Annotated in this window: 24 protein-coding genes; 18 read left to right on the top strand and 6 right to left on the bottom strand. The window is 33.5% G+C overall.

Annotated features, from left to right (window positions below):
• The first annotated feature begins 6 nt into the window (after positions 1-6).
• Genes G7059_RS01355 through G7059_RS01345 form a run of 3 tightly spaced genes read left to right on the top strand, consistent with a single transcriptional unit; the run spans position 7 to position 3784 of the window.
• Complete coding sequence (locus G7059_RS01355; protein ID WP_240920551.1) at positions 7-2190, top strand: peptidase domain-containing ABC transporter; 2184 nt, start codon at positions 7-9, stop codon at positions 2188-2190.
• Positions 2178-2636 carry a hypothetical protein gene (locus G7059_RS01350; protein ID WP_166080293.1) on the top strand — a complete coding sequence of 153 codons (459 nt, stop codon included), beginning with the start codon at positions 2178-2180 and terminating at the stop codon, positions 2634-2636. The genes G7059_RS01355 and G7059_RS01350 overlap by 13 nt, the downstream gene beginning before the upstream one ends.
• Positions 2636-3784 (top strand): HlyD family efflux transporter periplasmic adaptor subunit, encoded by a 1149-nt coding sequence (locus tag G7059_RS01345; protein WP_166080292.1) that lies wholly within the window; start codon positions 2636-2638, stop codon positions 3782-3784. The genes G7059_RS01350 and G7059_RS01345 overlap by 1 nt, the downstream gene beginning before the upstream one ends.
• Before the next feature lie 22 nt (positions 3785-3806).
• Here the strand turns inward: G7059_RS01345 and G7059_RS01340 are convergent, their stop codons facing one another.
• Positions 3807-4334: an NUDIX hydrolase gene (locus tag G7059_RS01340; protein ID WP_166080291.1), complete on the bottom strand. Its 528-nt coding sequence runs from the start codon at positions 4332-4334 to the stop codon at positions 3807-3809.
• Positions 4335-4423: 89 nt separating this feature from the next.
• Here G7059_RS01340 and tmk point away from each other — a divergent pair, with 89 nt between their 5' ends.
• Genes tmk through G7059_RS01310 form a run of 6 tightly spaced genes read left to right on the top strand, consistent with a single transcriptional unit; the run spans position 4424 to position 9055 of the window.
• Entirely contained in the window at positions 4424-5044 is a 621-nt protein-coding gene (gene tmk, locus G7059_RS01335; RefSeq protein ID WP_166080290.1) for a dTMP kinase, read from the top strand.
• Positions 5037-5978 (top strand): DNA polymerase III subunit delta', encoded by a 942-nt coding sequence (locus G7059_RS01330; RefSeq protein WP_166080289.1) that lies wholly within the window; start codon positions 5037-5039, stop codon positions 5976-5978. Before tmk ends, G7059_RS01330 begins: the two co-directional genes overlap by 8 nt.
• Positions 5975-6817 (top strand): 16S rRNA (cytidine(1402)-2'-O)-methyltransferase, encoded by an 843-nt coding sequence (rsmI, locus tag G7059_RS01325; protein ID WP_166080288.1) that lies wholly within the window; start codon positions 5975-5977, stop codon positions 6815-6817. Before G7059_RS01330 ends, rsmI begins: the two co-directional genes overlap by 4 nt.
• Positions 6818-6830: 13 nt before the next feature.
• Positions 6831-7805 carry a GMP reductase gene (guaC, locus tag G7059_RS01320; RefSeq protein WP_166080287.1) on the top strand — a complete coding sequence of 325 codons (975 nt, stop codon included), beginning with the start codon at positions 6831-6833 and terminating at the stop codon, positions 7803-7805.
• A 30-nt stretch (positions 7806-7835) separates the two neighbouring features.
• A complete protein-coding gene (locus tag G7059_RS01315) occupies positions 7836-8240 on the top strand; it encodes a Fur family transcriptional regulator (protein ID WP_166080286.1) in 405 nt (134 codons plus the stop codon).
• Between the two features lie 38 nt (positions 8241-8278).
• A complete protein-coding gene (locus G7059_RS01310) occupies positions 8279-9055 on the top strand; it encodes a tyrosine-protein phosphatase (RefSeq protein ID WP_166080284.1) in 777 nt (258 codons plus the stop codon).
• 38 nt (positions 9056-9093) lie between these two features.
• Here G7059_RS01310 and G7059_RS01305 read toward each other — a convergent pair whose 3' ends face one another.
• Positions 9094-9585, bottom strand: a complete 492-nt coding sequence (locus G7059_RS01305) for a peptidylprolyl isomerase (RefSeq protein WP_240920550.1) — start codon at positions 9583-9585, stop codon at positions 9094-9096.
• A 367-nt stretch (positions 9586-9952) separates the two neighbouring features.
• Between G7059_RS01305 and metG the strand changes: the two genes are divergently transcribed.
• Both metG and G7059_RS01295 read left to right on the top strand, forming a co-directional pair.
• Positions 9953-11875, top strand: a complete 1923-nt coding sequence (metG, locus tag G7059_RS01300) for a methionine--tRNA ligase (RefSeq protein WP_166080282.1) — start codon at positions 9953-9955, stop codon at positions 11873-11875.
• A 99-nt stretch (positions 11876-11974) separates the two neighbouring features.
• On the top strand, positions 11975-12583 hold the full coding sequence (locus tag G7059_RS01295; RefSeq protein WP_166080281.1) for a histidine phosphatase family protein: 609 nt from the start codon (positions 11975-11977) through the stop codon (positions 12581-12583).
• A 28-nt stretch (positions 12584-12611) separates the two neighbouring features.
• Here the strand turns inward: G7059_RS01295 and G7059_RS01290 are convergent, their stop codons facing one another.
• The 4 genes from G7059_RS01290 to G7059_RS01275 all read right to left on the bottom strand — a co-directional run bounded on the left by G7059_RS01290 (position 12612) and on the right by G7059_RS01275 (position 17206).
• The gene (locus G7059_RS01290) at positions 12612-13844 is read right to left on the bottom strand and encodes a DUF1576 domain-containing protein (RefSeq protein ID WP_166080280.1); all 1233 of its coding nucleotides are present in this window, start codon (positions 13842-13844) and stop codon (positions 12612-12614) included.
• A gap of 116 nt (positions 13845-13960) precedes the next feature.
• Positions 13961-15982, bottom strand: coding sequence for a hypothetical protein (locus G7059_RS01285; protein ID WP_166080279.1), 2022 nt, complete (start codon positions 15980-15982; stop codon positions 13961-13963).
• Positions 15966-16853 carry an ABC transporter ATP-binding protein gene (locus tag G7059_RS01280; RefSeq protein ID WP_166080278.1) on the bottom strand — a complete coding sequence of 296 codons (888 nt, stop codon included), beginning with the start codon at positions 16851-16853 and terminating at the stop codon, positions 15966-15968. The genes G7059_RS01285 and G7059_RS01280 overlap by 17 nt, the downstream gene beginning before the upstream one ends.
• Positions 16850-17206: a GntR family transcriptional regulator gene (locus G7059_RS01275; RefSeq protein ID WP_166080277.1), complete on the bottom strand. Its 357-nt coding sequence runs from the start codon at positions 17204-17206 to the stop codon at positions 16850-16852. The genes G7059_RS01280 and G7059_RS01275 overlap by 4 nt, the downstream gene beginning before the upstream one ends.
• A 180-nt stretch (positions 17207-17386) precedes the next feature.
• On the opposite strand from G7059_RS01275, the gene mnmG reads away from it, so the two are divergent.
• From mnmG to G7059_RS01240, 7 genes are all read left to right on the top strand, one after another.
• The gene (mnmG, locus tag G7059_RS01270) at positions 17387-19246 is read left to right on the top strand and encodes a tRNA uridine-5-carboxymethylaminomethyl(34) synthesis enzyme MnmG (protein ID WP_166080276.1); all 1860 of its coding nucleotides are present in this window, start codon (positions 17387-17389) and stop codon (positions 19244-19246) included.
• A gap of 96 nt (positions 19247-19342) precedes the next feature.
• Entirely contained in the window at positions 19343-20314 is a 972-nt protein-coding gene (locus tag G7059_RS01265; RefSeq protein WP_166080275.1) for a Gfo/Idh/MocA family protein, read from the top strand.
• 8 nt (positions 20315-20322) lie between these two features.
• Entirely contained in the window at positions 20323-20925 is a 603-nt protein-coding gene (rsmG, locus tag G7059_RS01260) for a 16S rRNA (guanine(527)-N(7))-methyltransferase RsmG (protein WP_240920514.1), read from the top strand.
• Between the two features lie 105 nt (positions 20926-21030).
• A complete protein-coding gene (gene noc / locus G7059_RS01255) occupies positions 21031-21780 on the top strand; it encodes a nucleoid occlusion protein (protein WP_166080274.1) in 750 nt (249 codons plus the stop codon).
• Between the two features lie 18 nt (positions 21781-21798).
• Positions 21799-22587 carry a ParA family protein gene (locus G7059_RS01250; RefSeq protein WP_166080273.1) on the top strand — a complete coding sequence of 263 codons (789 nt, stop codon included), beginning with the start codon at positions 21799-21801 and terminating at the stop codon, positions 22585-22587.
• Positions 22580-23452, top strand: coding sequence for a ParB/RepB/Spo0J family partition protein (locus G7059_RS01245; protein WP_166080272.1), 873 nt, complete (start codon positions 22580-22582; stop codon positions 23450-23452). The genes G7059_RS01250 and G7059_RS01245 overlap by 8 nt, the downstream gene beginning before the upstream one ends.
• 156 nt (positions 23453-23608) lie before the next feature.
• Entirely contained in the window at positions 23609-24619 is a 1011-nt protein-coding gene (locus G7059_RS01240) for an ATP-dependent Clp protease proteolytic subunit (protein ID WP_166080271.1), read from the top strand.
• Positions 24620-24656: the final 37 nt, after the last annotated feature.

The following is a 24656-nucleotide window of genomic DNA, read 5'->3' as shown; positions in this document are numbered from 1 at the left end:
GGAGTGATGAAGTTGAGATATACCTATTCCCATGTGCAGCAGCATGATCAAAAAGACTGCGGCATAGCGGTAATATCAAATGTACTGAAGCATTATGGTAAAAATATTCCGTTAATCAAGATTCGACAGAACACTTTCCTTAAAAATAATGGAATTAACTTATTAACAATGAAGAAGTGTTTAGAATCCTATCAATTTAATGTGAAAGTAGTAAAGGTAGAGCTAGAAGATATTGATAAAAAGATGAAATTCCCAATGATACTCCATTGTATTAACGAATATGGAATGAATCATTTTGTGGTACTTCATAAAATTAGGAGAAATCGTAATTTTATTATCTCTGATCCTGCAAAGGAATCAATTGAAGTCTATTCAGAGAGTCAATTGAAAGATTTATTTTCAGATATTGCAGTATTAATATCACCAAAGAATGACTTTGAACGTGTTAATGAGTCAGTATCCACGCTATCTTCTCTATTTAGAAATTTAATTGTTCCTCAGAAAAAACTACTAATATCAGTATTACTATCTTCTTTGTTTCTAAGTGTATTGGGTATTACTACAAGTTTCATTTCAAAAGTAATTATTGATGAGTACATTCCACTAAATTTAAATCAAAGTATCTTTAATGCTAGTTTAGTATGCGTCGTTATCCTTATAATTCAATCAATATTGTCATACATACGCACTTCTCACATTCTCTATTTAACACGTAAAGTTGATATTCCACTTATCTTGAAGTATTATCGTCACATTCTTTATTTGCCAATTGATTATTACTACGGACGCCAGATTGGTGATATCACTACGCGTTTTCAAGATGCCTTAACTGTAAAAGAATTATTACTGTCTCTGTCTGTTTCACTACCCTTAGATATTGTTGTATCAATGATATCTGCTATTTATTTAATGAGTATCAGTGGACAGCTTTTCTTAATCCTTGTAGTGAGTATTATCATTCAAATTATCATAGTCAATGTATTTAAGAAGTCATTTAAGAAAATCAATGAAGAAAAGATGGTAGTCCAATCTAAGTTAAACTCTCATATCATCGAAACATTCCAGAACATAGAAACTATTAAATCGATGAATGATGAGTACCAACAGTTCGATAAACTAGAACATAAGTTCATAGAAAGCTTAAAGACAAACTACAGAGAAGGAAAACTAAATAATATCTATTCAACACTTTCAAGCAGCATACCTTCTTTAGGAAGTATTGTCTTTTTAGGTGTAGGTTCAATCTTGATAATGAAGTCTATTATCAGTTTTGGAGAACTCATAGCATTTCAATCCTTGAGTCAATACTTTGTAGAACCAATTCAGAATATTATTTCTTTCCAATTAATGCATCAAGATTTAAGACTATCGATGAATCGATTAAGTGAGACTTTCTTACTTGAGACAGAAGATAGTAAAAAAAATAAAATAGATACGTTCTCAAACGGAGATATAAAGTTTGAAAATGTGATCTTCTCGTATGACTATCAAACAGTATTAAATAGATTAAACTTGAATGTAAAACAAGGAACTAAGGTTGCGATCGTTGGTGAAAGCGGTGCTGGTAAAAGTACAATTGCCCGTTTACTTATGAAGTATATGGAAAATTATGAAGGAGAAATTTCAATATCAGGTAGTAACATAAAGGACTACTCAGCTAATAAAATAAGACAAAGAATATCATACATTCCTCAAGGTGTATCAATGTTTTCAGGAACTATTTATGACAATTTAAAAATAGGAAACAGTGATACAATCTATGAAGCAATCATAAATTCCTGTAAGAAATCAGGGGCTGACCAATTTATTAGAAAATTACCTCAGCAATATTTTACTCATATTGAAGAAGGAGGTAAAAATCTTTCTTCAGGTCAACAACAACGTATTGCGATTGCAAGGGCACTTGCCAGGGATAGTGATATCTATATTTTTGATGAAATAAGTTCGAATCTTGATCCGAATTTAGAGAAGTACCTAAACAGTACGATATTCAATGAATTAAAAGGTAAAACAATCATCATAATTACTCATAGACTAACAAGCCTATATCAATGTGATTGTATTTTTTATCTAGAAAATGGTCAGATTGTTGAACAAGGAACACATGATGTATTAATGAATAAAAAAGGTAGATATGCTGCAATGTATAAGAGTCAAAACCCAGGAGAGAAAAGAAAATGCCAAAACTAAATGTAATCCCACATAGTACTCTAGTGCTTAAGAATGTATTTTATGAAAAGCATATTGAAATCAACCCTAATCAAATCGAAGCTATGATCATGAGATTTGAAACACGGCTCAAATTAAACAACATATCCAGTAATAAACCATTAATCTCTAAAGTAAGTGATACACAAATTAATCATAATGGTCAGATATGTGTTAATTATGAAATGTATGTTGAGTTAGATGACCAAGAGAATGCAGTAAATTTTGATGTAATGGAAAAAATAGAAATATCAAATTGTATTTCAATCCTATTTGAAGGTAATGTTCAATACTTATCCTTAGCTACATCAGCACTTGATATCTACCTTTATGAAAACAACATTGATGATATTGGGATTCTGTATAGTAAGTTCTACAGTAATGAACAAGGACTCATTAAAATCGAGTACTACAAACCGGTGAAATAATGATAATTGATAAAGAGCAGTATGAGAAATCAAGAGAGTATATGGAAAGAGTTCCATCGAAGAGCAGCTGGTTAATTATGTCTATTATTATTTTTTCAATCATACTTTTACTAGCACTATCGACAAGAATCTACAAAAACTACAGTATTGATATTCAAGGATATGTTTCATTGAAAAACATTGAGTATATCACTACCCCAAGTACAGGAATCGTAAAGGAAATTAGTGTAGAGGAAGGTGAAAATGTTGAATTAGGAGATGTACTGATTGTGCTCAATAACAAGACTCTTGATCATCAATATCAAACTTTAGTAGATAAGTTAACACACATAAATAGGCAAGAAGAAGTGATAAAGAAATACATAAAAGCCCTTAATAGTAAAATGAATATTCTTGATAATGAGGGTTTAGAAATGGAATATCATACAAAAATGATATATTACCTTAATCAAGTAAGTAATGACATTCAAACACAGAATGCGATTCAAGAAAAAATAGATAAGAAAGTGAAAACGATGAATCAAAGTAGGGATGAAGATGTTCAAAAAATGATAGGAGAAGAAATACAACAACTTAAACAAGAATACTCTCTATCAAGTCAAGCAAATACTCTTTATTTACAGTTAATGTCTGAAGCAGGAAATCTACAAACACGTCACCTTAATGATAAATACTTGATTGAAGCAGACCTAGATTTACTAAATAAATCTAGAAACTTGTTAACGATAAAAGCATCAAAAGCAGGAAAGGTCCACTACCTTCAGCCAATTAAGAGAGGGATTAGCTTGCAAGAAAATCAAATAATAGCATCGATTGTGAATTACGATGAATCTTCAAAATTTATTGAGGCATATATTCCAATCTATGAAAGGAATAAAATATCAGAATCAATGGAAGTAATTATCCAAATTTCTAAAGGAAGTAATCAAGTAAGAAAAGAACTGAGGGCACCAATATCAAATATTGATTCATCTGCTCTCATACACGAACAGAATGGTAATAATCAATCTGTGTATCGTATTGAAGTATCATTAAATGATATTAAAAAAGAAGTTGACGATATATTAACGAATGATTATCCTGTGAATCTAAAAATTGTTTATTCAAAAGAGAATTATTTTGAAATGTTGTTTAAGAATTTCTATTAAAAAAGAATCTTGTTAAAGATTCTTAAAGATTCGATACATAATGTCTTAAACGCATTGCTAAGGCAATAGTTTTAGCATCTGTAATTTCATTATTAACAATAGCTGCATCAATTTCATCGAGAGTCATCTGGTGAACACGAACTTCTTCGCCTTCATCAAGATTTTGTCCAACAAACTCCAAATCAGTTGCGTAGTAAAGGTAAAGCGTTTCATCAAGAAAAGCTGGTGATGTTTCAATATAGCCTAAAGGGACAATTGTATTGGCTTGATAACCAATTTCCTCTTGTAACTCTCTTTGAGCAACATCAATAAAATCTTCTTGATGATCGCGTTTTCCTGCTGGAAACTCAGTCATCATTTTATTTGCTCCGAATCGATATTGGTCAACCATATAAAAATGCACATTATCATGGGTAGCAGCAATTGTAGAGCCACCAGGATGCTTTAATACTTCTGCTTTAAATGGGCCAGACTTCGTTTCAAATGAAGTATTGTAGACATCAACAATGATACCATCGTATTGTTTTGTTTCTTTTATCTTAAAATTCATATGCCCTCCAAACAACCTTATAATACTAGAAAACACTTTTCATAACAACAAACTTACGTTGCATGCTATAATATTGAAGAGGTGTTAATATGGGATTATTTGTGTCATTTGAAGGACCGGACGGAAGCGGTAAAACAACGTTAACAAAATATATTTCGGAGTATTTTGAAGCAAAGGATACTCCAGTTTTATTGACTCGCGAACCGGGTGGTATCTCTATAGCAGAGAAAATCAGAGAAATAGTATTGGATCCAAATCATAAAGAAATGGATGATCGTACAGAAGCATTGTTGTATGCTGCAAGTCGACGTCAACATATTGTTGAAAAAATCAAACCAGCACTTGAAGATGGAAAATTGGTTCTATGTGATCGTTTTGTTGATTCATCATTAGCTTATCAAGGATATGCACGAGGCATAGGAATTGAAGAAGTATGGAATATGAATCTTTTCGCAATAGAATCATTCTTGCCAAATGTAACGATATTTATCGATATTGATCCTATAGTAGGACTAAATCGTACATCACAACGTGGTGCTAAAGATCGTTTAGAATTAGCAGGAGAATTATTCCATCAAAAAGTGTATGAAGGATATAAAGAAGTAATTGGTCGTTTCCCAGATAGAATTAAAGTTATTGATGGAAATCGTACTGTTGAAGAAATTGCAAAAGATGCAATTGAAATCATAGAAGGTATACTTAATGATTAATCAAGAGAAAGCACTTAATCTCTTTCATAAACAACAAGAAAAGAATATGGTATCGCATGCATACCTAATTGTAGGAAAACGCGATGCTTTTTCATTTGCGGAATACATGGCACAAAGTCTTATGTGTCAGGAACAGAAAATAGGAGCTTGTGGAACGTGTCCAAGTTGTATACGTATTAAAGAAAAACAACATGGAGATTACAGAATCTTAGGACAAGATGACGCAAGTATAAAAAAAGAAGAAATACTATCATTAAAAGATTCGTTTGGACAAACAAATCTAGAAAGAGATGGACACAAAGTGTATGTTATTGAGGATGTTGAGAACGCAAGTATTTCAGCATTGAATAGCATTCTAAAGTTCTTAGAAGAGCCAGAAAGTGATATTACAGCAATCTTAACAACTTCTGTGCCTAATCGAGTACTTGAAACAATACAATCTCGTTGCATGATGATTCAATTAGAAGAACCAGATAAAGAAATACTGTATAAAGCAGCACTTGAACAAGGATTGGATGCATTAGATGCCTATGTACTTGCACAAACAGAAGCTAATCTAGAGACAATCATTGAATTATCTGACAGTGAAGTCTACCATCAAGTAAAAGATATAGCAATTGAGTTTATTAAGATGCTAGATCAAAAGAGAGTTCATGAATCCATCGTTTATTTACAACATGAAGGCATCAAGAATAAAAAATTAGATAAAGATAATATTTCTCTTCTCTTTGATATCTTAATTACCATGATGACATTAAATGACAATGAGAATATTCAATCCATATTATTAGACATGACTATGCAAGATAAAGTTATTTATAAAGGTATCTTTGTAGCAATGAAAGATCGCATAAGACCAGGAATTAATGTAAATTTACTGATTGATCAATGTGGTTATGAAATTATACAAAATTTCAAACGGAGTAGCTTATGATCCAACAAAGTTTTAAAAATAACATGCCGAGCTTATTTCTAGTAGCAACACCAATTGGTAACCTACAAGAAATGACACCACGAGCTATTGAGACGCTTAAGACAGTTGATGTCATTGCAGCTGAAGATACACGAACTACTAAGAAGTTACTACAACATTTTGATATAAAGACACATACAATTAGCCATCATTTACATAATGAGAAGCAAAGTTCACAAGGCATTCTGGATTTACTTGCTGAAGGAAAAAATGTTGCTTTAGTAAGTGATGCAGGTTATCCATTAATATCAGATCCAGGACAAACACTGGTGAGTGAAGTAGTAAAAGAGGGTTATAATGTCATTCCTATATCAGGTTCTAGTGCTTTTTTGAATGCTTTAGTTGCTTCGGGATTAGTGACGCAACCCTTTGCATTCATGGGTTTTCTAGAAGCAAAGGAATCGCAGCTAAGAAAGCAATTAATCCAAAATAAGTCACTACCAATGACGACAATATATTATGTATCTGTGCATAAACTTGAGAAAACATTAGAAATAATAGAAGAAGAGTATGGAAATCGTAATATATGTATGGCAAGAGAAATTACAAAACTTCATGAAGAGTTTGTGAGAGGAACAATTTCTGAAGTAAGAGAAGCCTTAGATGTTGTAAAAGGAGAATTTGTACTTGTTATTGAAGCAGAACAAATTCAAGATGAAAAAACAATTGAAGACTTCTTAAGTGATATTGAAATAGCGATTAGTAATGGGCAATCAGTTTCAAGAGCAATTGCGACAGTTGCTAAAGAAAACGGATTATCAAAAAATGAATTGTACGCAACGTACCATGAAAATAAATAATTAGGAGAATAAGATGAAAATTTTTGATTATGAGGATATTCAATTAATACCAAATAAATGTATTGTTAAAAGTAGATCAGAATGTGATACAAGCATAGAATTTGGAAATCGTCGTTTTGCAATGCCAGTAGTTCCAGCAAATATGCAAACAGTCGTTGATGAACCTTTAGCAATTTGGTTTGCAGAGAATGATTATTTCTATGTAATGCACCGTTTTAATGAAGAACGTCGTTATGATTTCATTAAAGATATGATTAAACGTAATCTCTATGCATCAATAAGTGTTGGTGTTAAAGCTAGTGAATATGATTTTGTTAAGAAATTGGCAGAAGATAGAGTTATCCCTGAGTATATTACAATTGATATTGCTCACGGACACTCAGATGCTGTTATCTCAATGATTAAACATATTAAAGAATACTTACCTGAGACATTTGTTATTGCTGGTAACGTAGCTACTCCAGAAGCGGTGCGTGAACTAGAAAATGCAGGTGCTGATGCAACAAAAGTTGGTGTAGGCCCTGGTAAAGTATGTATTACTAAACTCAAAACAGGATTTGGTACCGGTGGATGGCAACTTTCAGCTCTTGCATGGTGTGCTAAGGCAGCAAGAAAACCATTAATTGCTGATGGTGGAATCCGTGATCACGGGGATATTGCTAAATCAATTCGTTTTGGAGCATCAATGTGTATGATTGGTTCACTATTTGCTGGTCATGAAGAATCTCCAGGAGAAACTGTGACAATTAATGGTGAAAAATTCAAGGAATATTTTGGAAGCGCATCAGAATATCAAAAAGGCGAACACAAAAACGTTGAAGGTAAAAAAATTCTATTACCCTACAAAGGTTCAATCAAAGATACACTTAATGAGATGAAGCAAGATTTACAATCTTCAATCTCATATGCAGGTGGAAATGATTTAGAATCAATACGTAAAGTAGACTATGTAGTTGTAAAGAATTCAATTTTCAATGGTGATCGTTAGTTTTGTGATATAATAGCAATGGTGATGCAAATGAATCTTAAATTAACAAAACAACGTCAACAGATTCTCGATTTAATCCAAGCATCCGATGGCCATATGACAGCTGATGAAATTCATACAGCACTAAAAGATCAAGGTAAATCAATCGGTATCGCAACTATTTATCGAAACTTAAACGTTCTCTATGCAGAAAAACTTATTAATCGTGTACGTCATCCTGAATTAGGATACATTTATGATAAAAACACACACGATCATTATCATTTTAGATGCCAAAGTTGCAATCGTATTTTCGACGTGGAAATTCCATATAGAGATGAACTGCACGCTATTGTAGAGAAAGAATTACATTGTCTTGTAATCAGTCATGATATGTCCTTTGAAGGGATATGCGAGTCATGTCTGGAAGAAAAGAAAAAGAAGAAAAGCGACTAATCCCGTGCAAACGGGATTTTATTTAATAGGAGGGAACTATGCATCGTAGTGTATTAAATTTTCGCGATTTAGGAGGATTAAAGGTTGAAAATGGAACCGTTAAACCTCACCGTTTATTAAGAGGAGGACCTTTAAAAAATCTTACTCAAGATATTGAAGAGACACTTCTTAATGAATATGAATTAAAAAATGTAGTGGATCTCAGAACTCTTGATGAACAAGATAGAGAACCAAACGTAATATTAGAGGGTGTTACATACACTCATCTTGATATTATTGGGAAAGGTGTTCGTCAATCTGCTGATCCTGAAGCGATGTTAAAAGCAGCTGAGAATAAAAGCAGTCAAACATCACTTGATTATATGAAAAGTCTAAACGACATTTTTGTAAGAGATGAACATGCACAAAAAGAATACCGTGAATTCATTCAAATATTATTGAAGAATGAAGAAGGATCAACCTACTTCCACTGTTCAGCTGGAAAAGATCGAACAGGTTTTGCAGCTGCATTAATTCTAAAATTATTAGGAGCAAGTGATGAAGTAGTAATGAAAGATTACTTGCGTACAAATGAGTTGAATCATGATAACCGTATTATGATGCGTCAAAAGATGCTAAATGAAAATCCAAATGCTACTAAAGAAGAGATGGAAAACTTTGAGGGTTATATTATCGTCAAAGAAGAATACATTTCAGAGGCATTTAAAGCAATTCAAGAAGACTACGGAACATTTGAGAACTATGTAGATAAAGTACTGCAAATCAATGCAGAAGATATCGCAAAACTACGTAAGGAATATGTTGACGAGGCATAAAAATAGGAACTTTATCGAAAGATAAGGTTCCTTTTCTATTACATTCTATTTGGAGCTTCGAAAGTAACACCTTTAGTATCAACTTTAATTGATTGAATACGTTGTTCAGTAAGTGGACGATCACTCTTATCACGCTCAACTTCTACAATCTTATCGACATTCTCAATCCCGCTTATTACTTTACCAAACCCAGCATACAATCCATCAAGATGTGGTGCTGCTTGATGCATAATGAAGAATTGCGATCCAGCTGAGTCATTCTCTTGGCTTCTTGCCATTGAAATAACCCCACGTTCATGTTTAAGGGTATTTTCAATACCGTTAGAACTAAATTCTCCACGAATACTGTAACCAGGACCACCCATTCCACTTCCTTCAGGGTCGCCACCTTGAATCATAAAACCAGGAATAATACGATGGAAAATTACACCATCATAGAAACCTTCATTCGCAAGGGAAATAAAGTTACGAACTGTGTTAGGTGCTGTTTTCGCATAAAGTTGGATTTCAATAACGCTACCATCTTCCATTGTGATTGTAGCAACTGGGTCATTCTCTTCACCATGATTTACAACAGGGTTCTTGCTTGTATCTTCTACAGGTTTTGCTTCTTCTTTTTTTGTACTACATGCAGTTACAAAAAGAAGTAAAGCAATCAAAATAATATATTTAGACTTTTTCACTATAAATTCCTCCATTAACTCTAAACATTATATGTTAAAACTGAAAATAATTCATGAAATAGACGTGATATAGGGGAATTTAGTATAGAAAAATGAGATAAGGCAGAAGATAGCGTAGAAATATAGTAAGTAAACGATGAATCAGTAAGTGTATAGCGTTGTAGCATAATAACAAATACGATATAATAGCTTAGAAGAAAGCTGAGGCAAAATAATGAAAGATAAAAATAATTACTACATTTCGACAGCGATTGCGTATACTTCAGCAAAACCACATATTGGTAATGTCTACGAAATTGTATTAGGCGATGCGATAGCACGTTTTAAAAGAGCTCAAGGTTATAATGTCTATTTCCAAACAGGAACTGACGAACATGGTCAAAAAATTGAAGAATATGCTCAAAATGCGGGTATTTCTCCTAAAGAACATGTAGATAATGTATCTACAATCATTCGTAATCTTTTTGATTTAATGAATGTTGACTACGATTATTTCATTCGTACAACAGATGAATACCACAAGGAACAAGCACAAAAAATATTCAAACGTCTTTACGATCAAGGAGATCTTTACAAAGGTTTCTACGAAGGTTGGTACTGTAAGTCAGATGAAGCATTCTATACTGATTCTCAAGTAGAAGATGGAATTTGTCCTGATTGTGGTGCTAAGTTACAAAGAGAACGAGAAGAAACATATTTCTTCAAAATGAGTAAGTATCAAGATCGTCTTGTACAACACATTAAAGACAATCCTTCCTTTATTCAACCAGAATCAAGAAAAAATGAAATGCTTCAAAACTTCTTGAAAGAACCACTATTAGATTTAGCTGTATCCCGTACAAGCTTTAAATGGGGTATTCCTGTTGATTTTGATTCAGAACATGTCATCTATGTATGGATTGATGCACTTATTAACTATATTACAGGTATTGGTTATGATGCCGACGGAAACAGTTCAGCTAAGTTTGATGAATGGTGGCCAGCAGATGTACACTTAATTGGTAAAGACATCTTACGCTTCCATACTATTTATTGGCCAATTATGTTAATGGCTCTCGACTTAGAGTTACCAAAACAAATTTTTGGTCACCCTTGGTTATTAACAGGCGATGCTAAAATGAGTAAATCAAAAGGGAATGCAGTGTATGTAGATGATGTTGCATCAGTACTTGGAGTTGATCCAGTACGCTATATTATGCTTCATGAAATGCCATACGAACGCGATGGTCATATTACTAATGAAATCATGGTAGAACGTATTAACACGAACCTTGCCAACATTATCGGTAACTTGGTAACACGTACAGTAAGTATGGTTAACAAATACTTTGATGGTAGTCTTACACATCACAGTACTCCAGAACCTATTGATGAAGATCTAATCCAATCAATAAAAGATTTATTACCAAAAATTGAACAAAAGATGGAAACACTTCATGTTTCTGATGCAATGAGTGAGATTGTAAGCTTATTCCGTAAGGGTAATAAATATATTGATGATACCCAACCATGGTTGTTAATCAAAGAAGAAGCAACTCATGAACGTCTTCAAACAGTACTCTATAACTTAGTTGAATTAATTCGAGTAGGTGGAATTGCATTAGCACCATTTATTCCTGAAACATCCGCAAAAATTCTAAGACAAATCAATGCTGAGGATACAAGTTTTGAATCAGCACGTAAATTTGGAGTTACAGAAGCAGGACATAAAGTAATAGAAAAAGCAGAAGTAATCTTCTCAAGACTTGATAAAGAAGAAACCATAGCGAAACTTGAAGAAGTAATCAATAAACCTGTTGTTGAAGAAGGAGTAATGGAACAAATTACTTTCGATGAATTCCAAAAAATGGTTCTTAAGACAGGAACAATTGTATCTGTTGAAAAACATCCAAAAGCAGACAAATTATACGTAATTCAAGTTGACCTTGGTACCAAGACAGTTCAAGTTGTCAGTGGATTAGTAGAAAACTTTACAATTGAAGAGTTACAAGGTAGAAAAGTAGTAGTTGTCGAAAACCTTAAACCTGCAAAACTTCGTGGTATTGAATCAAATGGTATGATTCTTGCTGCTGAAGATGAGAATGGCCTTGATTTAGTATCTGGTGGTAACGTCATGAATGGAACAAGAATTAGCTAATTAATATTAATCAGAAATAATCAGGTCAATAGCTTGGTTATTTCTTTTTTGTTTTATTAGGCAATTCTTGGTAGAATGTTAATTAAAGGAGAGAGACATATGAAATTAGTGCTTGTTAGACATGGTTATACAGTAGGAAATGACCAAGGACTTTACACTGGATGGAGTAATACAATCTTATCGAGAAAAGGAATCGAAGATTTAAAACAATATCGAAAAGAATATGACTATCCTAAAACAGATCGTTACTATACTTCTGATTTAGTACGTACAATCGATACGTTCCATCTATTATATGGTGAAGAAACACCAATAAAAGAATCAACTTTTGCTTTTAGAGAAATTGGATTTGGAGATTATGAAGATTTGAAATGGAATGAGATTGATGATGTTCCATACAATGATATGTATATTCTCAACAAACCACACGTTAACGGTGAGACAATCTCACAAGTTACGTTACGACTCTTTGGAAAATTAACACAAGTCTTCTCAGATATGAGTAAAAACGGTGAAGATTCAGTAACCATTGTTTGTCACTCAGGAGTAATTAAGACAATCCTAATCTTCTTAAAATCATTACCATTTAGTGATTTTAAGGAAATTGCGACACCTAATGGATTGGGTTATATCTTAGATATTGATTTCGATATCGAAAATAACTTCTTAACATTAAACAGATACGAACCTATTCCAAAGAAAAAATAGTTTGAAAAAAGTATGCTTCGGCATACTTTTATTCTGTCTTCTTAAATTTTTTGAGGATAGGAACCATGACTGCAGTAACAATACCAACAGAGAAGCCAGTATTATACAGGTTCATACCAGCATGCATGTATCCAGAGTTGAGTGCTACTGAGGAATTGATGTAGCTCGCAACAACACCCCAGAAGAAACCAAAATGTCCGGCGATGGGTGCAAGCGCTGTACCAAATAGAGCTGCAAAGATACTTGATGGTAATTCGGGAGTCCAACTCTTAGTCAGAGATCCTAAATAAACACCCAAGAAGATGGGAATAATATTAAGAGCATGTTTTCCTAAACCGGAAAAGCCTACTACTGTTAGAATCGCTCCAATGATGGGTCCATTCAACTCTCCTTTTGCGATAAATAAAACATAGATTAGAGAGAGAAAACCATTAATCGACATATTGAATAGTGTTGTAGCCCAACCATATTTGATCAGGTAATCATTATCCTGATAACCAGAGTTCTTAATTAGTAAACGGTACTTCTTAAACACGTTTCGGTCTTGTATAAGCGCCCAAACAAGAAGTATCGTAAAAAACAATACTAAGGAGTAACTATAGAACTGTGTATTGCCAGTATCAATAATTAAACGTTGTTTGGGAACATAGCCATAAGACTTTAGAATAGAAACATAAAGGGTTGCAAGGATACCAACTGCAAAACCTGTGTTGTAAAGATTGAATCCTTGATGAGTATTCATTAAGTGACGAGCAACAGGTTTAATAATAAAGCCGATGGATGCACTAATTAAAAAGGCACTTAAGAAACGTAAAGGAAAATGATATGAACCAAGATATAAGACTTCATTAAATATAGGAGAAAAGCTCGTTGCTAATAATGAAATATGTACAATTTCACGATATTTCTCTTTGGTAATTCGTGCATATAAAAATGTCCCAAAAAGGATAGGAATGATATTAACAATGTTCTTGCCAAAGAAAGAGAAACTAAACATTAGAGATACAGAAGCGAGAACAGTACCATTGATCTCGGCTCCTGAAACATCGATGATTAAGATAGAAAACAAAGAAACAAGACCCACATTTACTAAAGTAGCACCGAGTCCACCAATAGCAATAAAGTCTGTAATGAGTACGTTAGACTCAAAAATAATGCGACCAAGCCCTTGAATAACTTCAGGAAAAGAAGCCATAGAAAAACCAAGTATTATCGAAGCAAGGCTAATCGTATAGAGGTAGAATCTTACTTTTGTTCTCATAAATCACGTCCTTATGGGACAATATTAAAATATAACAAAACAAAAAACAAGAAATTAACAAAAAATTACACACATAAAAAGCACATACTCTTAACTAAGTATGTGCTTGGTATTTGTTAGTTATCAATAAATGGAATCAAAACATAATTAGTAAAGAAATTATCTGCAAACTGTGTTTCTACAATAATATAAGATAACTTCTGCTCTCTTTCTCCCACATCATGATAACAGTAGGCACAGGTTTTTTCTTGTAACCCATGTACAAATTCAGTTGAAACTTTGCTTCGTGTTTTAGCGATATCATAGAAGACACTTGAATTTGTAGGGAAGAACAGTCCGTAATCGAAAGAAACTGAATCCATACCCAGATTTTGATAATCAATAGCATAATATAGAAAATCTGAAACAGTTGATAACTGTGAGCTATTACTTTCAAGATATTGAATTGTTTCCGTCATCCTTTCATCAATAGCTAAGGATGAGTATGATTGTGCTGGGTATCTATCATTTATTTTATAGGAATTATAGAAAATCGTGTAAACGATAGGGCTAGGTGATGAAAGAAGTGTATCACCCTCAATATTTTGTAAGTCTTTAAGGTAATGAATTGCGAGTTCTTTATTTTGACCCTTAAAATTTAATTTCTGTGTAAGAGTTCCATTAAATACTGTCAATGAATCAACTTTGTAGTCTGGATTAAATAATGGCATCTTAATCATTTGCTTCTTAGAGTAACCAATCTTTGCAAGTGAACGAATTAAATCTTTTCTAACCATATAGGATCGGGAAACACTGCTTTTACCTTCCAGATGGTATGTAAATTCAAAGTTTGAATAATCATTGTAGTTATATCTAGAGAATGAATTGTTGTTTAATAGTACTGAGGTATCATCATTTCGGTATGCATCCAATATTGACATGTGCAAGGATCGGAAAGTGTCGATATTCTCTTGATCATCAATTACTAGTTTACCTCCTTGTTGAGGAGTAATAGGAACCTCATAGAAGGAGTCTACATTAAGAACAATGTTCTTGATGTCTTCTTTGTCAGGAATGCGATCAATATATCCTAAACCACCTGTGAATACGTAACCATAGCAAAGCGCAAACGTTAACACGGTTACAATGGAGAAATTTCTTAAGGTTTGTAAGGATCCTCGTGTTGAGCGATTCTTGATAATGTTTAGGATGAAATAAGCGATACAAGAAATAAGAACAGGAATTATTAAGTTATTAATTGCTAATAAGTTACTGCTATTACTGAACGAAGACCAAATTGAAGTTACAAAGATTAAGAATATTCCTGTAAACAAGGAAGAAACGAAGGTAAAGAAGTAACGATTTGTAAAAGGTTCTTCTGTTTTTTCAGAAGGCCTCGTCTTATATAGATTAACGCTAAAGGCAGCAATACCTACAGAGAGTAAGAACCAAACTGACGAAATTACATCAGGACGATAATTCTCTGAATAATTAGTTACAATTTCAAAGAGTGCATAATGTGGTGATATTAGTGATAAATACTCTACGGAATTAAACTGATATCCCACAATATATGAGTTCGCAAAGAACTGAATTGCTACAAAAGCAATAAAAGGCAAAATAAAGAGAATTCCAGTATAAATAATTGAATCCGATAAGGTACCAGTATTCATAATGATATATATCGTTATGATGATAATGCTAGTGATAATAACGACCATTCTAATATAAGACAGTAAATAAAAGGATGATAGTATTAGATTGAGTCGAAGACTACCAACGATGATTCCTAATACATATGCAATTGTAAATGGAATGAGTACCGTAGTAATGCTACTTAATAAGTTGGTAATGTATAAATCACGTCGTTTAATTGGTAATGAGTGAAATGTATCAATTGAATTCTTAGAGAAGAGATAATTGAAGTACATATAAGGTGTAATGATTGCAATAACGACAACAACTAATAGTAAAAAGATAATAGTTACTGGCATTGTGTTCTCAGATATTTGCGAATAGATATCTGTGCTTCTTAGTAATAAAGGAATAGGGAACGTTGCCATGAATAGAGCTGTGAAGACTGCAATCAGTACTTTAAATCGCTTTAATTGAAAGATAAGTAGAGATGAACGTATTCTAGATTTACATAGGTCTTTCATTATGTGCCTCCATTTCATAGATGAAGATTTCATCTAAAGTTAATGTGTCATTTTCTAATAAGATTGGTTCGAGAGCTTGAAGCTTTTGAATGATTTCTTCACGATCTCCTTTAATCACAAGTGTAAATATTCTCTGATTTCCATTGATGTGTAGCGGATTCAAAGAGTCAAAGACACTTGCATCCATAACATCCTTAAATGCAAGACGGAAGCGATGGTATAAGCTTGCATAGGTGTTTTCGTTGTAATGAGAGTGAAGTTTCTTTTCATCAATCATTAAAATTGAGTCGCAAATTTCGCTTAGCTCAGATAGATTGTGCGATGAAATAATTGTAATCGTTTTGTTACTTGAACTAGAATCACTGATTAATTGTCTAACTTTAAAGCGCATGAAAGGATCTAAACCATCAAATGCCTCATCTAGAAGCAATATCTTAGTTCTTGCAGAGATTCCCAAGATTAAAGCAACTTGACGTTTCATACCTTTGGAAAAGGAACTGATAGCTTGAGATTCGTTGAAACCAAAGACCTTTAGCAATTCATAATATAAATTTAGATCAAACTTAGGATAAAACAGTTGATAGAATTGCATCATATCTTTGATTGTAGATTTTGTTAGGAAGTAAAGATCATCACTTACAAAGAATACCTCTTTCTTTATATTTGGATTATCAAAAACGGATTCTTCATTTATTGCAACGATTCCTGCATCAGCATCAAGAACTCCAGCAAGAAGTCTTAGAATTGTTGATTTACCAGAACCATTTCTACCTACTAGACCAACAATTGAACCTTCTTCAATCTTAAAACTAATATCTTCCAATACATGTTTGTCATCATAGTTTTTATTTACATTAATAAATTGAATCATTGTTTATACCTCTCGAGATAATTTAATATAGATTCTTCAGTCTCTCCAAGTTCTATAAGATTCTTATAAGACAGAAGAAAAGTTTCATAGGCTTGAGTAACGATGGGATTATCTTCTTGTGAATCGCTGACGAAGAAACCTACTCCTGCTTGCGATATGATTAGTCCATTCATTTCACATTCGTGATAAGCTTTTGCAACAGTGTTCGGATTGATACCGAGATCTTTGGCAAGTGATCGAACAGTTGGTAATTGATCATTAGGTTTTAATACCCCTAAGGCAATGAATTTCCCCACTTGTTCAATGATCTGCTCAAAGATTGGTTGGTTGCTATTAGATTGTATACTAAACATTGTAACCCCCTGTCTGTACTACTTATAATAATACAGTAATACGACAGGGCAAAAGTGTCAAGTGAAACATATCACAAAAAATGTGAAATATTGACTTTATTAGTAGGTCTGTGATAAATTAATGCACACTACTCTAATATCAAACTAAATTGTGATAAAATCAATGCGGAGGCAATAATTATGTATGATGTAATCGTTGTAGGAGGCGGTCATGCCGGGGTTGAAGCTAGTATTGCAGCAGCTCGTATGGGACAAAAGACAGCACTCTTTACATTAAATATAGATAGAATTGCAGCAATGCCTTGTAACCCATCTATTGGTGGTCCAGCAAAGGGAATTGTTGTAAGAGAAATTGAAGCTCTTGGTGGCGTTATGGGTAAAATTGCCGATAAAACTGCGCTTCAATTTAGAATATTAAATTCAAGTAAAGGACCGGGGGTTCAGTGCCTTCGTGTTCAATCTGACAAAATAGAATATAGTAAAGCAATGCGTGATGCTGTGTTAGCTGAACCAGGTGTTGAAATCGTTCAAAAGATGGTTGAAAGTATTGCTACTGAAAATGGAAAAATCACTGGTATTATCTGTAAAGGTGATGAGTTTATTCCTGCTAAAGCAGTTATCATTACTTCTGGAACATATATGAGTTCAAAGATATTAGTATCATCAACAGTAACTCATTCAGGGCCAGAAGGTGATCCAACAACAAATAAACTATCTGGATCACTTCGCAGTCTAGGTTTAAAGACATTCCGTTTAAAAACAGGTACACCAGCTCGTATCTATACGGATAGTATTGATTTCTCACAAACCACATTACAACCAGGTGATGATAAACCATATTACTTCTCAAATAAAACAAAAAAAGAAGATGTTATTCAAGAACAATATCCTTGTTACTTAACATATACAAATGACGAAACACATGCAATTATCAATGCTAACTTAGAAAAATCAAGTATGTATTCAGGTGTTGTTGAAGGTGTTGGTGCGAGATATTGTCCATCTATTGAAGATAAGATTGTTCGTTTTGCAGATAAAAATCGTCATCAAATCTTCTTAGAACCAGAAGCTGCATCACTTGATACAACATATGCACAAGGTCTTAGTTCATCTCTACCAGAAGATGTACAAGATGCAATGATTCGTACTGTTCCAGGACTTCAAAACTGCCGTGTACAAAAGTATGGTTACGCAATTGAGTATGATGCAATTGATCCAATTCAACTTAAACCTTCCTTAGAAATAATGACAGTTGATGGCTTATTCACAGCAGGTCAAATCAACGGTACTTCGGGTTATGAAGAAGCTGCAGGCCAAGGTTTAATGGCTGGTATTAATGCCGCATTAAAAAATCAAGGAAAAGAAGCACTTGTTTTAAAACGAGATGAAGCGTATATCGGAGTTATGATTGATGACCTTGTTACAAAAGGAACATTAGAACCTTATCGTCTCTTAACATCCCGTGCAGAGTATAGACTTTTACTCCGTCATGATAATGCATACCGCCGTTTATCACATTACGGAGAAGAAATTGGTCTTCTAAGTGAAAAAGACTATCAAGAAATTGCAGAAGATATAAAGACTATTGATTCTACTATTGAAGAGCTTAAGACAATTAAGATTCCTCACAATGATGTATTTACTAAGTTCTTTGAGTCAAAAAACTCACCATTCGAAACTCATGATCTAACAATCTATGATGCTGTTAAACGACCAGGAATTGAGTTAGAAGAAGTTCTTGATCTTATGGGAATGGAAGTAAGACATGATTTAGCATTCCAAATGCAAGTAGAAATTAAGTATGAAGGGTATATCCGTAAAGCAATGAAGGAAGCAGAAAAGCTTCGTTCAATGGAAAACATTAGATTACCTGAAGACTTCGACTACGAAAAAATTGATAATCTATCAATTGAAGGTCGTCAAAAACTATTAGCTGTCAAACCAATTACAATGGGTCAAGCATCCCGTATATCTGGAGTTAATCCAGCTGATATCGCAATTCTCGCAATAGTGTTAAAACAGAGAACACAAAGCAAATAGAACACGTCAAAGTGTTCTTTTTTTGACTTGTGTTAATAATGAATTGTTATGACAGATGAGTATGATATAATTAGAGTTAGAAACGAGGGTTGATTTATGAGAATCGGTACTATAGGTAGTGGTTTAATTGTAAAGAATTTCGTTACTGCTGGGCGTTTAGTAGATGGAGTAACATTTGATGCTGTTTATTCGCGTACTAAAGAGAGAGCAGAGGCTTTTGCGAATGAATTACAAATACCAAAAGCCTATGATTCTTATGAATTGATGCTCGAAGATCAAGAACTTGATGCAATATATATTGCATCACCAAATAGCCTTCATTACAGCCAAGCAATTCAAGCAATGAAAGCTGGAAAACATGTAATTGTAGAGAAACCATTTGCAGGAAATACAGAACGTGTTGAAGCAATGATTCAAATTGCTAAAGAGAATAAAGTATTCTTATTTGAGGCGATATGTAATATTCATATGCCACATTATGAATATATTAAAGAACAAATCAAAGAAATTGGAAATATCAAAGTCGTTCAATGTAATTACAGTCAATATTCAAGTCGCTATGATCAGTTATTAGAAGGTAATATTGCGAATGTATTTAATCCCGAATATTCTGGTGGTGCATTGGCTGATATCAACATCTATAACATTCATTTTGTAGTGGGATTATTTGGAAAACCATCATCTGTTAAGTATGTTGCGAATCTGCATGAAAACGGAATTGACACCTCAGGTATCGTAACATTGACATATCCCGATTTTGTAGTAGAATGTGTGGGCGCAAAGGATAGTTTTTCTCAAAATTTTGTTCAAATACAAGGTGATAAAGGATACATAATGGTGCCTTCATCTGCAAACATTATGAGGTCAGTATCAACCATCACCAAAGATAAGGATGTTGAGCATCATATTCAAGATAAACCTGTTCTTTATTATGAAATAGAAGCATTCAAAAACATTATTGACTCAAATGATTTCGAAAAATGCTACAAACTACTGCAACATAGTTATGATGTGGTTGAAGTAGTAGAAGCAGCTCGAAGAGATATTGGAAAGTATTTTAAGGATTAATAGATAGTATGACAGATAAAGATTTTTATAAAGCAGTTCAGGATTTAGGAATTGTTGTTTCAGAGCCAATGAAACAGCAATTTTTCTTGTATAAAAACTTAATACAAGAAGTTAATAAAGTACTAAACTTAACAGCAATTGATGATGATTCCGGTATCTACCATAAACACTTTTATGACTCACTACTAATATCACCACTTATTAAAGAGAACACAACAATTTGTGATATTGGAAGTGGTGCAGGATTTCCAGGAATCGTTTTAGCGATAGCTCGACCGGATATTCATATGACCTGTGTTGAACCAACTACAAAACGAACCAATTTCCTAAATAGAGTAGTTGATGAGTGTGGCTTAAAGAATGTTACAGTTGTTAATGAACGAGCAGAGGATTATATTCGTGAAAAACGAGAGAGTTTTGATTATTCAACTGCACGTGCTGTTGCCTATTTAGATATATTGAGTGAGTTATGTTTACCTTTTGTAAAAATAGGCGGTGTATTTATCGCCATGAAAGGTCAAAAAGGCCTTGAAGAATATGATGTTTCTAAGAAAGCAATTTCTATACTGGGGGATCGTTCAAAGCTTCGCATAAGTTTGAAGATGATGTGATGGGCGAACGATATAACTTAGAAATTCTTAAAAACAAAAAGACACCCAATAAATACCCTCGTAGTTATGCTAAAATAAAGAAGACGCCGTTGTCAGGGAGGAACCATGAGTAATCGAATTGATATACCAGTAGAAAAGATAAAACCAAACCGTTATCAGCCACGTACCGTGTTTGATGAAGAAAGCTTGTTTGAATTATCGCAATCCATTCGAGAAAATGGCCTTATCCAACCAATTGTTGTACGTGAAATGGGCGATTATTATGAAATAATTGCTGGGGAACGTCGTTACCGTGCTATGTTAATGGCCGGTTACCAAGATATTCCATCAATTATAAGTAATATCGATGATGAAGAAAGTGCTACACTTGCTCTCATTGAAAATATACAACGTGAAAATTTAAGTGTTTTAGAAGAAGCAAAGGCCTATCGTGATATACTAAGAATCCAAGGGATTACGCAAAAACAACTTGCTAACCAAGTTGGAAAATCACAGTCATCCATTGCAAATAAAATTCGTTTATTAGAACTTTCTGATCCAATTTTAGAACAATTAGGTAATCGCAAGATTACTGAAAGACATGCTCGTGCTATGTTAGGTCTAGAAACAGAAAAACAACAAGAAATATTACAAGAAGTTATTGGTAAGAAGTTAAATGTTGCACAAACAGAAGCTCTTATTAATAAACCAAAGAAAAGAAAACCACTTACCAAAGGTATTTCAGGAAATATCAAAATTGGTATTAATACAATTAATCAATCTATTGGAATGATTGAAAAAACAGGAATTCCAGTAAATCATTCGATGCAAGAAACAGAGGATGAGGTAATTATCACTATAAGATTTAAGAAATAACATGAAGGATGTGACAGTATGGGCAAAATTATCGCAGTAGCAAACCAAAAAGGCGGTGTTGGTAAGACAACCACAAGTATTAACTTATCAGCTGGACTAGCGTACCTTGGTCAAAAAGTACTTCTAATAGACTTAGACCCTCAAGGAAATGCTTCCCAAGGAGTTGGTGCTAATAGGATGTCAATTAAAGACAGTACCTATGACTTGATTCTTACAAATAAAGAAGTACAAGATGTACGATTACAACTTACGACACCACCAATGGACCTTATACCAGCGACCATTGATTTAGCTGGTGCAGATCTTGAAATGGTCGAATATAAAGTCGGACGGGAACGTCTATTGAAAAATAAGTTACTTAAAGTTCAAGATGATTATGATTTCATTATTATTGATTGTCCACCTTCACTTGGTCTCTTAAATACCAATGCCCTGACTGCTGCTGATTCAGTAATTATTCCAGTTCAATGTGAGTATTATGCACTTGAAGGATTAACACAACTATTATCAACAATTCGATTAGTACAAAAACTATTTAACCCTCAATTGAAAATTGAAGGAGTTCTACTCACGATGTTTGATGTGAGAACTCGATTAAGTATTGAGGTTCAACAAGAAGTTCGTAAATATTTCAAAGAACGTGTTTATAAAAGCAATATTCCACGAAATGTTAAATTATCTGAAGCACCATCACGTGGAGCAACAATCTTTGAATATGATTTGAAATCTGAAGGGGCTAAAGCATACGCCTCACTGTCAAAAGAAGTCTTATCTCAAACAAAGAAGGAGCGTGAAAACAATGGTTGATGACAAAAACCGTTTAGGACGTGGTCTTGGAGCTATATTTGGTGATGATGTTTCATCAGTTTTAGAAGATATTCAACAAGGAAATACTGATGAGTTTGGTGGCGTTAAAACAATGTTAAAAATCAAGGATGTTCGTACGAACCCTTACCAACCTCGTCGTCATTTCGATGAAGACAAATTGAATGAACTTGCTGAATCAATTCAAACTCATGGTCTCTTTACACCTATTTTAGTAAGAGAAACAAGTAAGGGTTATGAACTGGTTGCAGGAGAGCGTCGTTTACGTGCAAGTAAAAAAGCAGGACTTGATGAAATCGCTGCAATCGTTGTTAGTTTTGATGATTCCCAGATGATGGAAATCGCAATCATTGAGAACGTTCAACGTGAAGATCTAAATGTTATGGAAGAAGCACAAGGCTATCAATCACTTATTGAGAAACTTGGTCTAACACAAGAAGAAGTAGCGAACAGAGTGAGCAAGTCCCGTAGTCACATCACTAACTTACTCCGTTTACTGAAGCTTCCTAAACAAGTGCAAGAGATGGTTTCTGCAAATAAACTTACAATGGGTCATGTTCGTCCACTCGTTACAATTCAAGATGAAAAAGAAATCGTTAGAATTGCTCAAGAAATTTATGACAGAAAGTTATCTGTTCGTGAAGCTGAGAAATTAGTCAATTCACTTGGAAAAGAAGAAAAGCCAGTAGATAAAAAGAAGGATAATCCAGAATACAACTATGTGAAGTCACTCTTTGAGAAGAAACTCCAAACTCGTATTAGTGTTGACCCACATAAAGTCACCATCCATTTTACGGATGATGAAGATTTGAATAGAATCCTAGAGTCATTAGGAATTATTGAATAAGCAAGAATGGACGAAAGTTCATTCTTTTTCTTTAAAATAAGCTAGTAGTAACATTAATAAAGTATTGAATGCATATTATTACCGATTGATGACACTATGCTTCAATAGAAGATAATATTTATGTAAAGTATTAAGTAAACACGTAAGGAGATTTTTATGTCAGAAAAAATAGAAATAAAACAACCTCCCTTGAAATTTAGAGAGACACAGTCTTTACTAAAGGAACTGGAGAGTCATCTAGGGATGCCAATCATTGTATACTGGAACTCATTTAATGGTGGAGTATGTCAAAATGATGTCATGGCATTTTATAACTTATTTAAAAAGGTAGGGAAAAAGAAAAAAGTAGCGCTCTTTATAAAATCAGATGGTGGTGATACTGTAGCTGCATTACGTATCGTTAATGTAATTCGTAACTATGCAGACCATGTTACAGCACTGATTCCTCTTGAGGCAGCTTCATCAGCAACTTTAGTAACACTTGGAGCTGATGAAATTAAGATGGGACCACTTGCTTACATCACTCCTATTGATTCATCCAAACGTCATCAACTTTCACCACTTGACCCAGTAACAAACGGGAAGGTATCTGTATCTCAAAACGAGGTTCAACGTATTGAGAAGCTATGGAAAGAGAATGCACCTGAAGGATCATCAAATCATCACTACCAAGAATTATACAAATACATCCACCCGGTAGTACTTGGATCTCTTGATCGCTCAAGCTCATTATCGATTCGTGTTGGTAAATCTATTTTGTCTTATCACAATGATGACGAAGAAGAATGTGAACGTATTAGTATCAAGTTGAACAGCGATTATCCAGCGCACTCATATCCTATTGTTTTACATGAGGCAAAAGAACTAGGACTCAACGTCAGTGAAATGGATCCTAAAATTCATGACTTACTATTAGAATTAAATAGTGTGTATTCTGAGATGGGTAATAAAGCATTTACAGACTTTGATGAGTATAATTATCATGATAACCAAATTCTTAATATTCTAGAAGCAAACGATCTTCAATTGTACTACCAAAATGATAAAGATTGGTCATATATTAAAGAAGAACGTCGTTGGCAAGTTCTTAATGACAATAGCTACTGGTATAAAGTCAGCTTTGATGAAGATAATAATGTAGAAAAAGATATTCTATATATTTCATAATGTGATATTAAAGGTAATGCTACAGGTATTACCTTTT

Source organism: Erysipelothrix sp. HDW6A, from assembly GCF_011400295.1.
Classification (GTDB): Bacteria; Bacillota_I; Bacilli_A; order Erysipelotrichales; family Erysipelotrichaceae; genus Erysipelothrix.
Note: the sequence above shows the minus strand (reverse complement) of the source record. Positions and strands in the feature narration are given on the sequence as shown.

Coding starts and splice junctions, on each gene's coding strand:
- G7059_RS01355 (WP_240920551.1), top strand. CDS start 7: ATGAAGTTGAGATATACCTATTCCCATGTGCAGCAGCATGATCAAAAA.
- G7059_RS01350 (WP_166080293.1), top strand. CDS start 2,178: ATGCCAAAACTAAATGTAATCCCACATAGTACTCTAGTGCTTAAGAAT.
- G7059_RS01345 (WP_166080292.1), top strand. CDS start 2,636: ATGATAATTGATAAAGAGCAGTATGAGAAATCAAGAGAGTATATGGAA.
- G7059_RS01340 (WP_166080291.1), bottom strand. CDS start 4,334: ATGAATTTTAAGATAAAAGAAACAAAACAATACGATGGTATCATTGTT.
- tmk (WP_166080290.1), top strand. CDS start 4,424: ATGGGATTATTTGTGTCATTTGAAGGACCGGACGGAAGCGGTAAAACA.
- G7059_RS01330 (WP_166080289.1), top strand. CDS start 5,037: ATGATTAATCAAGAGAAAGCACTTAATCTCTTTCATAAACAACAAGAA.
- rsmI (WP_166080288.1), top strand. CDS start 5,975: ATGATCCAACAAAGTTTTAAAAATAACATGCCGAGCTTATTTCTAGTA.
- guaC (WP_166080287.1), top strand. CDS start 6,831: ATGAAAATTTTTGATTATGAGGATATTCAATTAATACCAAATAAATGT.
- G7059_RS01315 (WP_166080286.1), top strand. CDS start 7,836: ATGAATCTTAAATTAACAAAACAACGTCAACAGATTCTCGATTTAATC.
- G7059_RS01310 (WP_166080284.1), top strand. CDS start 8,279: ATGCATCGTAGTGTATTAAATTTTCGCGATTTAGGAGGATTAAAGGTT.
- G7059_RS01305 (WP_240920550.1), bottom strand. CDS start 9,585: ATGGAAGATGGTAGCGTTATTGAAATCCAACTTTATGCGAAAACAGCA.
- metG (WP_166080282.1), top strand. CDS start 9,953: ATGAAAGATAAAAATAATTACTACATTTCGACAGCGATTGCGTATACT.
- G7059_RS01295 (WP_166080281.1), top strand. CDS start 11,975: ATGAAATTAGTGCTTGTTAGACATGGTTATACAGTAGGAAATGACCAA.
- G7059_RS01290 (WP_166080280.1), bottom strand. CDS start 13,844: ATGAGAACAAAAGTAAGATTCTACCTCTATACGATTAGCCTTGCTTCG.
- G7059_RS01285 (WP_166080279.1), bottom strand. CDS start 15,982: ATGAAAGACCTATGTAAATCTAGAATACGTTCATCTCTACTTATCTTT.
- G7059_RS01280 (WP_166080278.1), bottom strand. CDS start 16,853: ATGATTCAATTTATTAATGTAAATAAAAACTATGATGACAAACATGTA.
- G7059_RS01275 (WP_166080277.1), bottom strand. CDS start 17,206: ATGTTTAGTATACAATCTAATAGCAACCAACCAATCTTTGAGCAGATC.
- mnmG (WP_166080276.1), top strand. CDS start 17,387: ATGTATGATGTAATCGTTGTAGGAGGCGGTCATGCCGGGGTTGAAGCT.
- G7059_RS01265 (WP_166080275.1), top strand. CDS start 19,343: ATGAGAATCGGTACTATAGGTAGTGGTTTAATTGTAAAGAATTTCGTT.
- rsmG (WP_240920514.1), top strand. CDS start 20,323: ATGACAGATAAAGATTTTTATAAAGCAGTTCAGGATTTAGGAATTGTT.
- noc (WP_166080274.1), top strand. CDS start 21,031: ATGAGTAATCGAATTGATATACCAGTAGAAAAGATAAAACCAAACCGT.
- G7059_RS01250 (WP_166080273.1), top strand. CDS start 21,799: ATGGGCAAAATTATCGCAGTAGCAAACCAAAAAGGCGGTGTTGGTAAG.
- G7059_RS01245 (WP_166080272.1), top strand. CDS start 22,580: ATGGTTGATGACAAAAACCGTTTAGGACGTGGTCTTGGAGCTATATTT.
- G7059_RS01240 (WP_166080271.1), top strand. CDS start 23,609: ATGTCAGAAAAAATAGAAATAAAACAACCTCCCTTGAAATTTAGAGAG.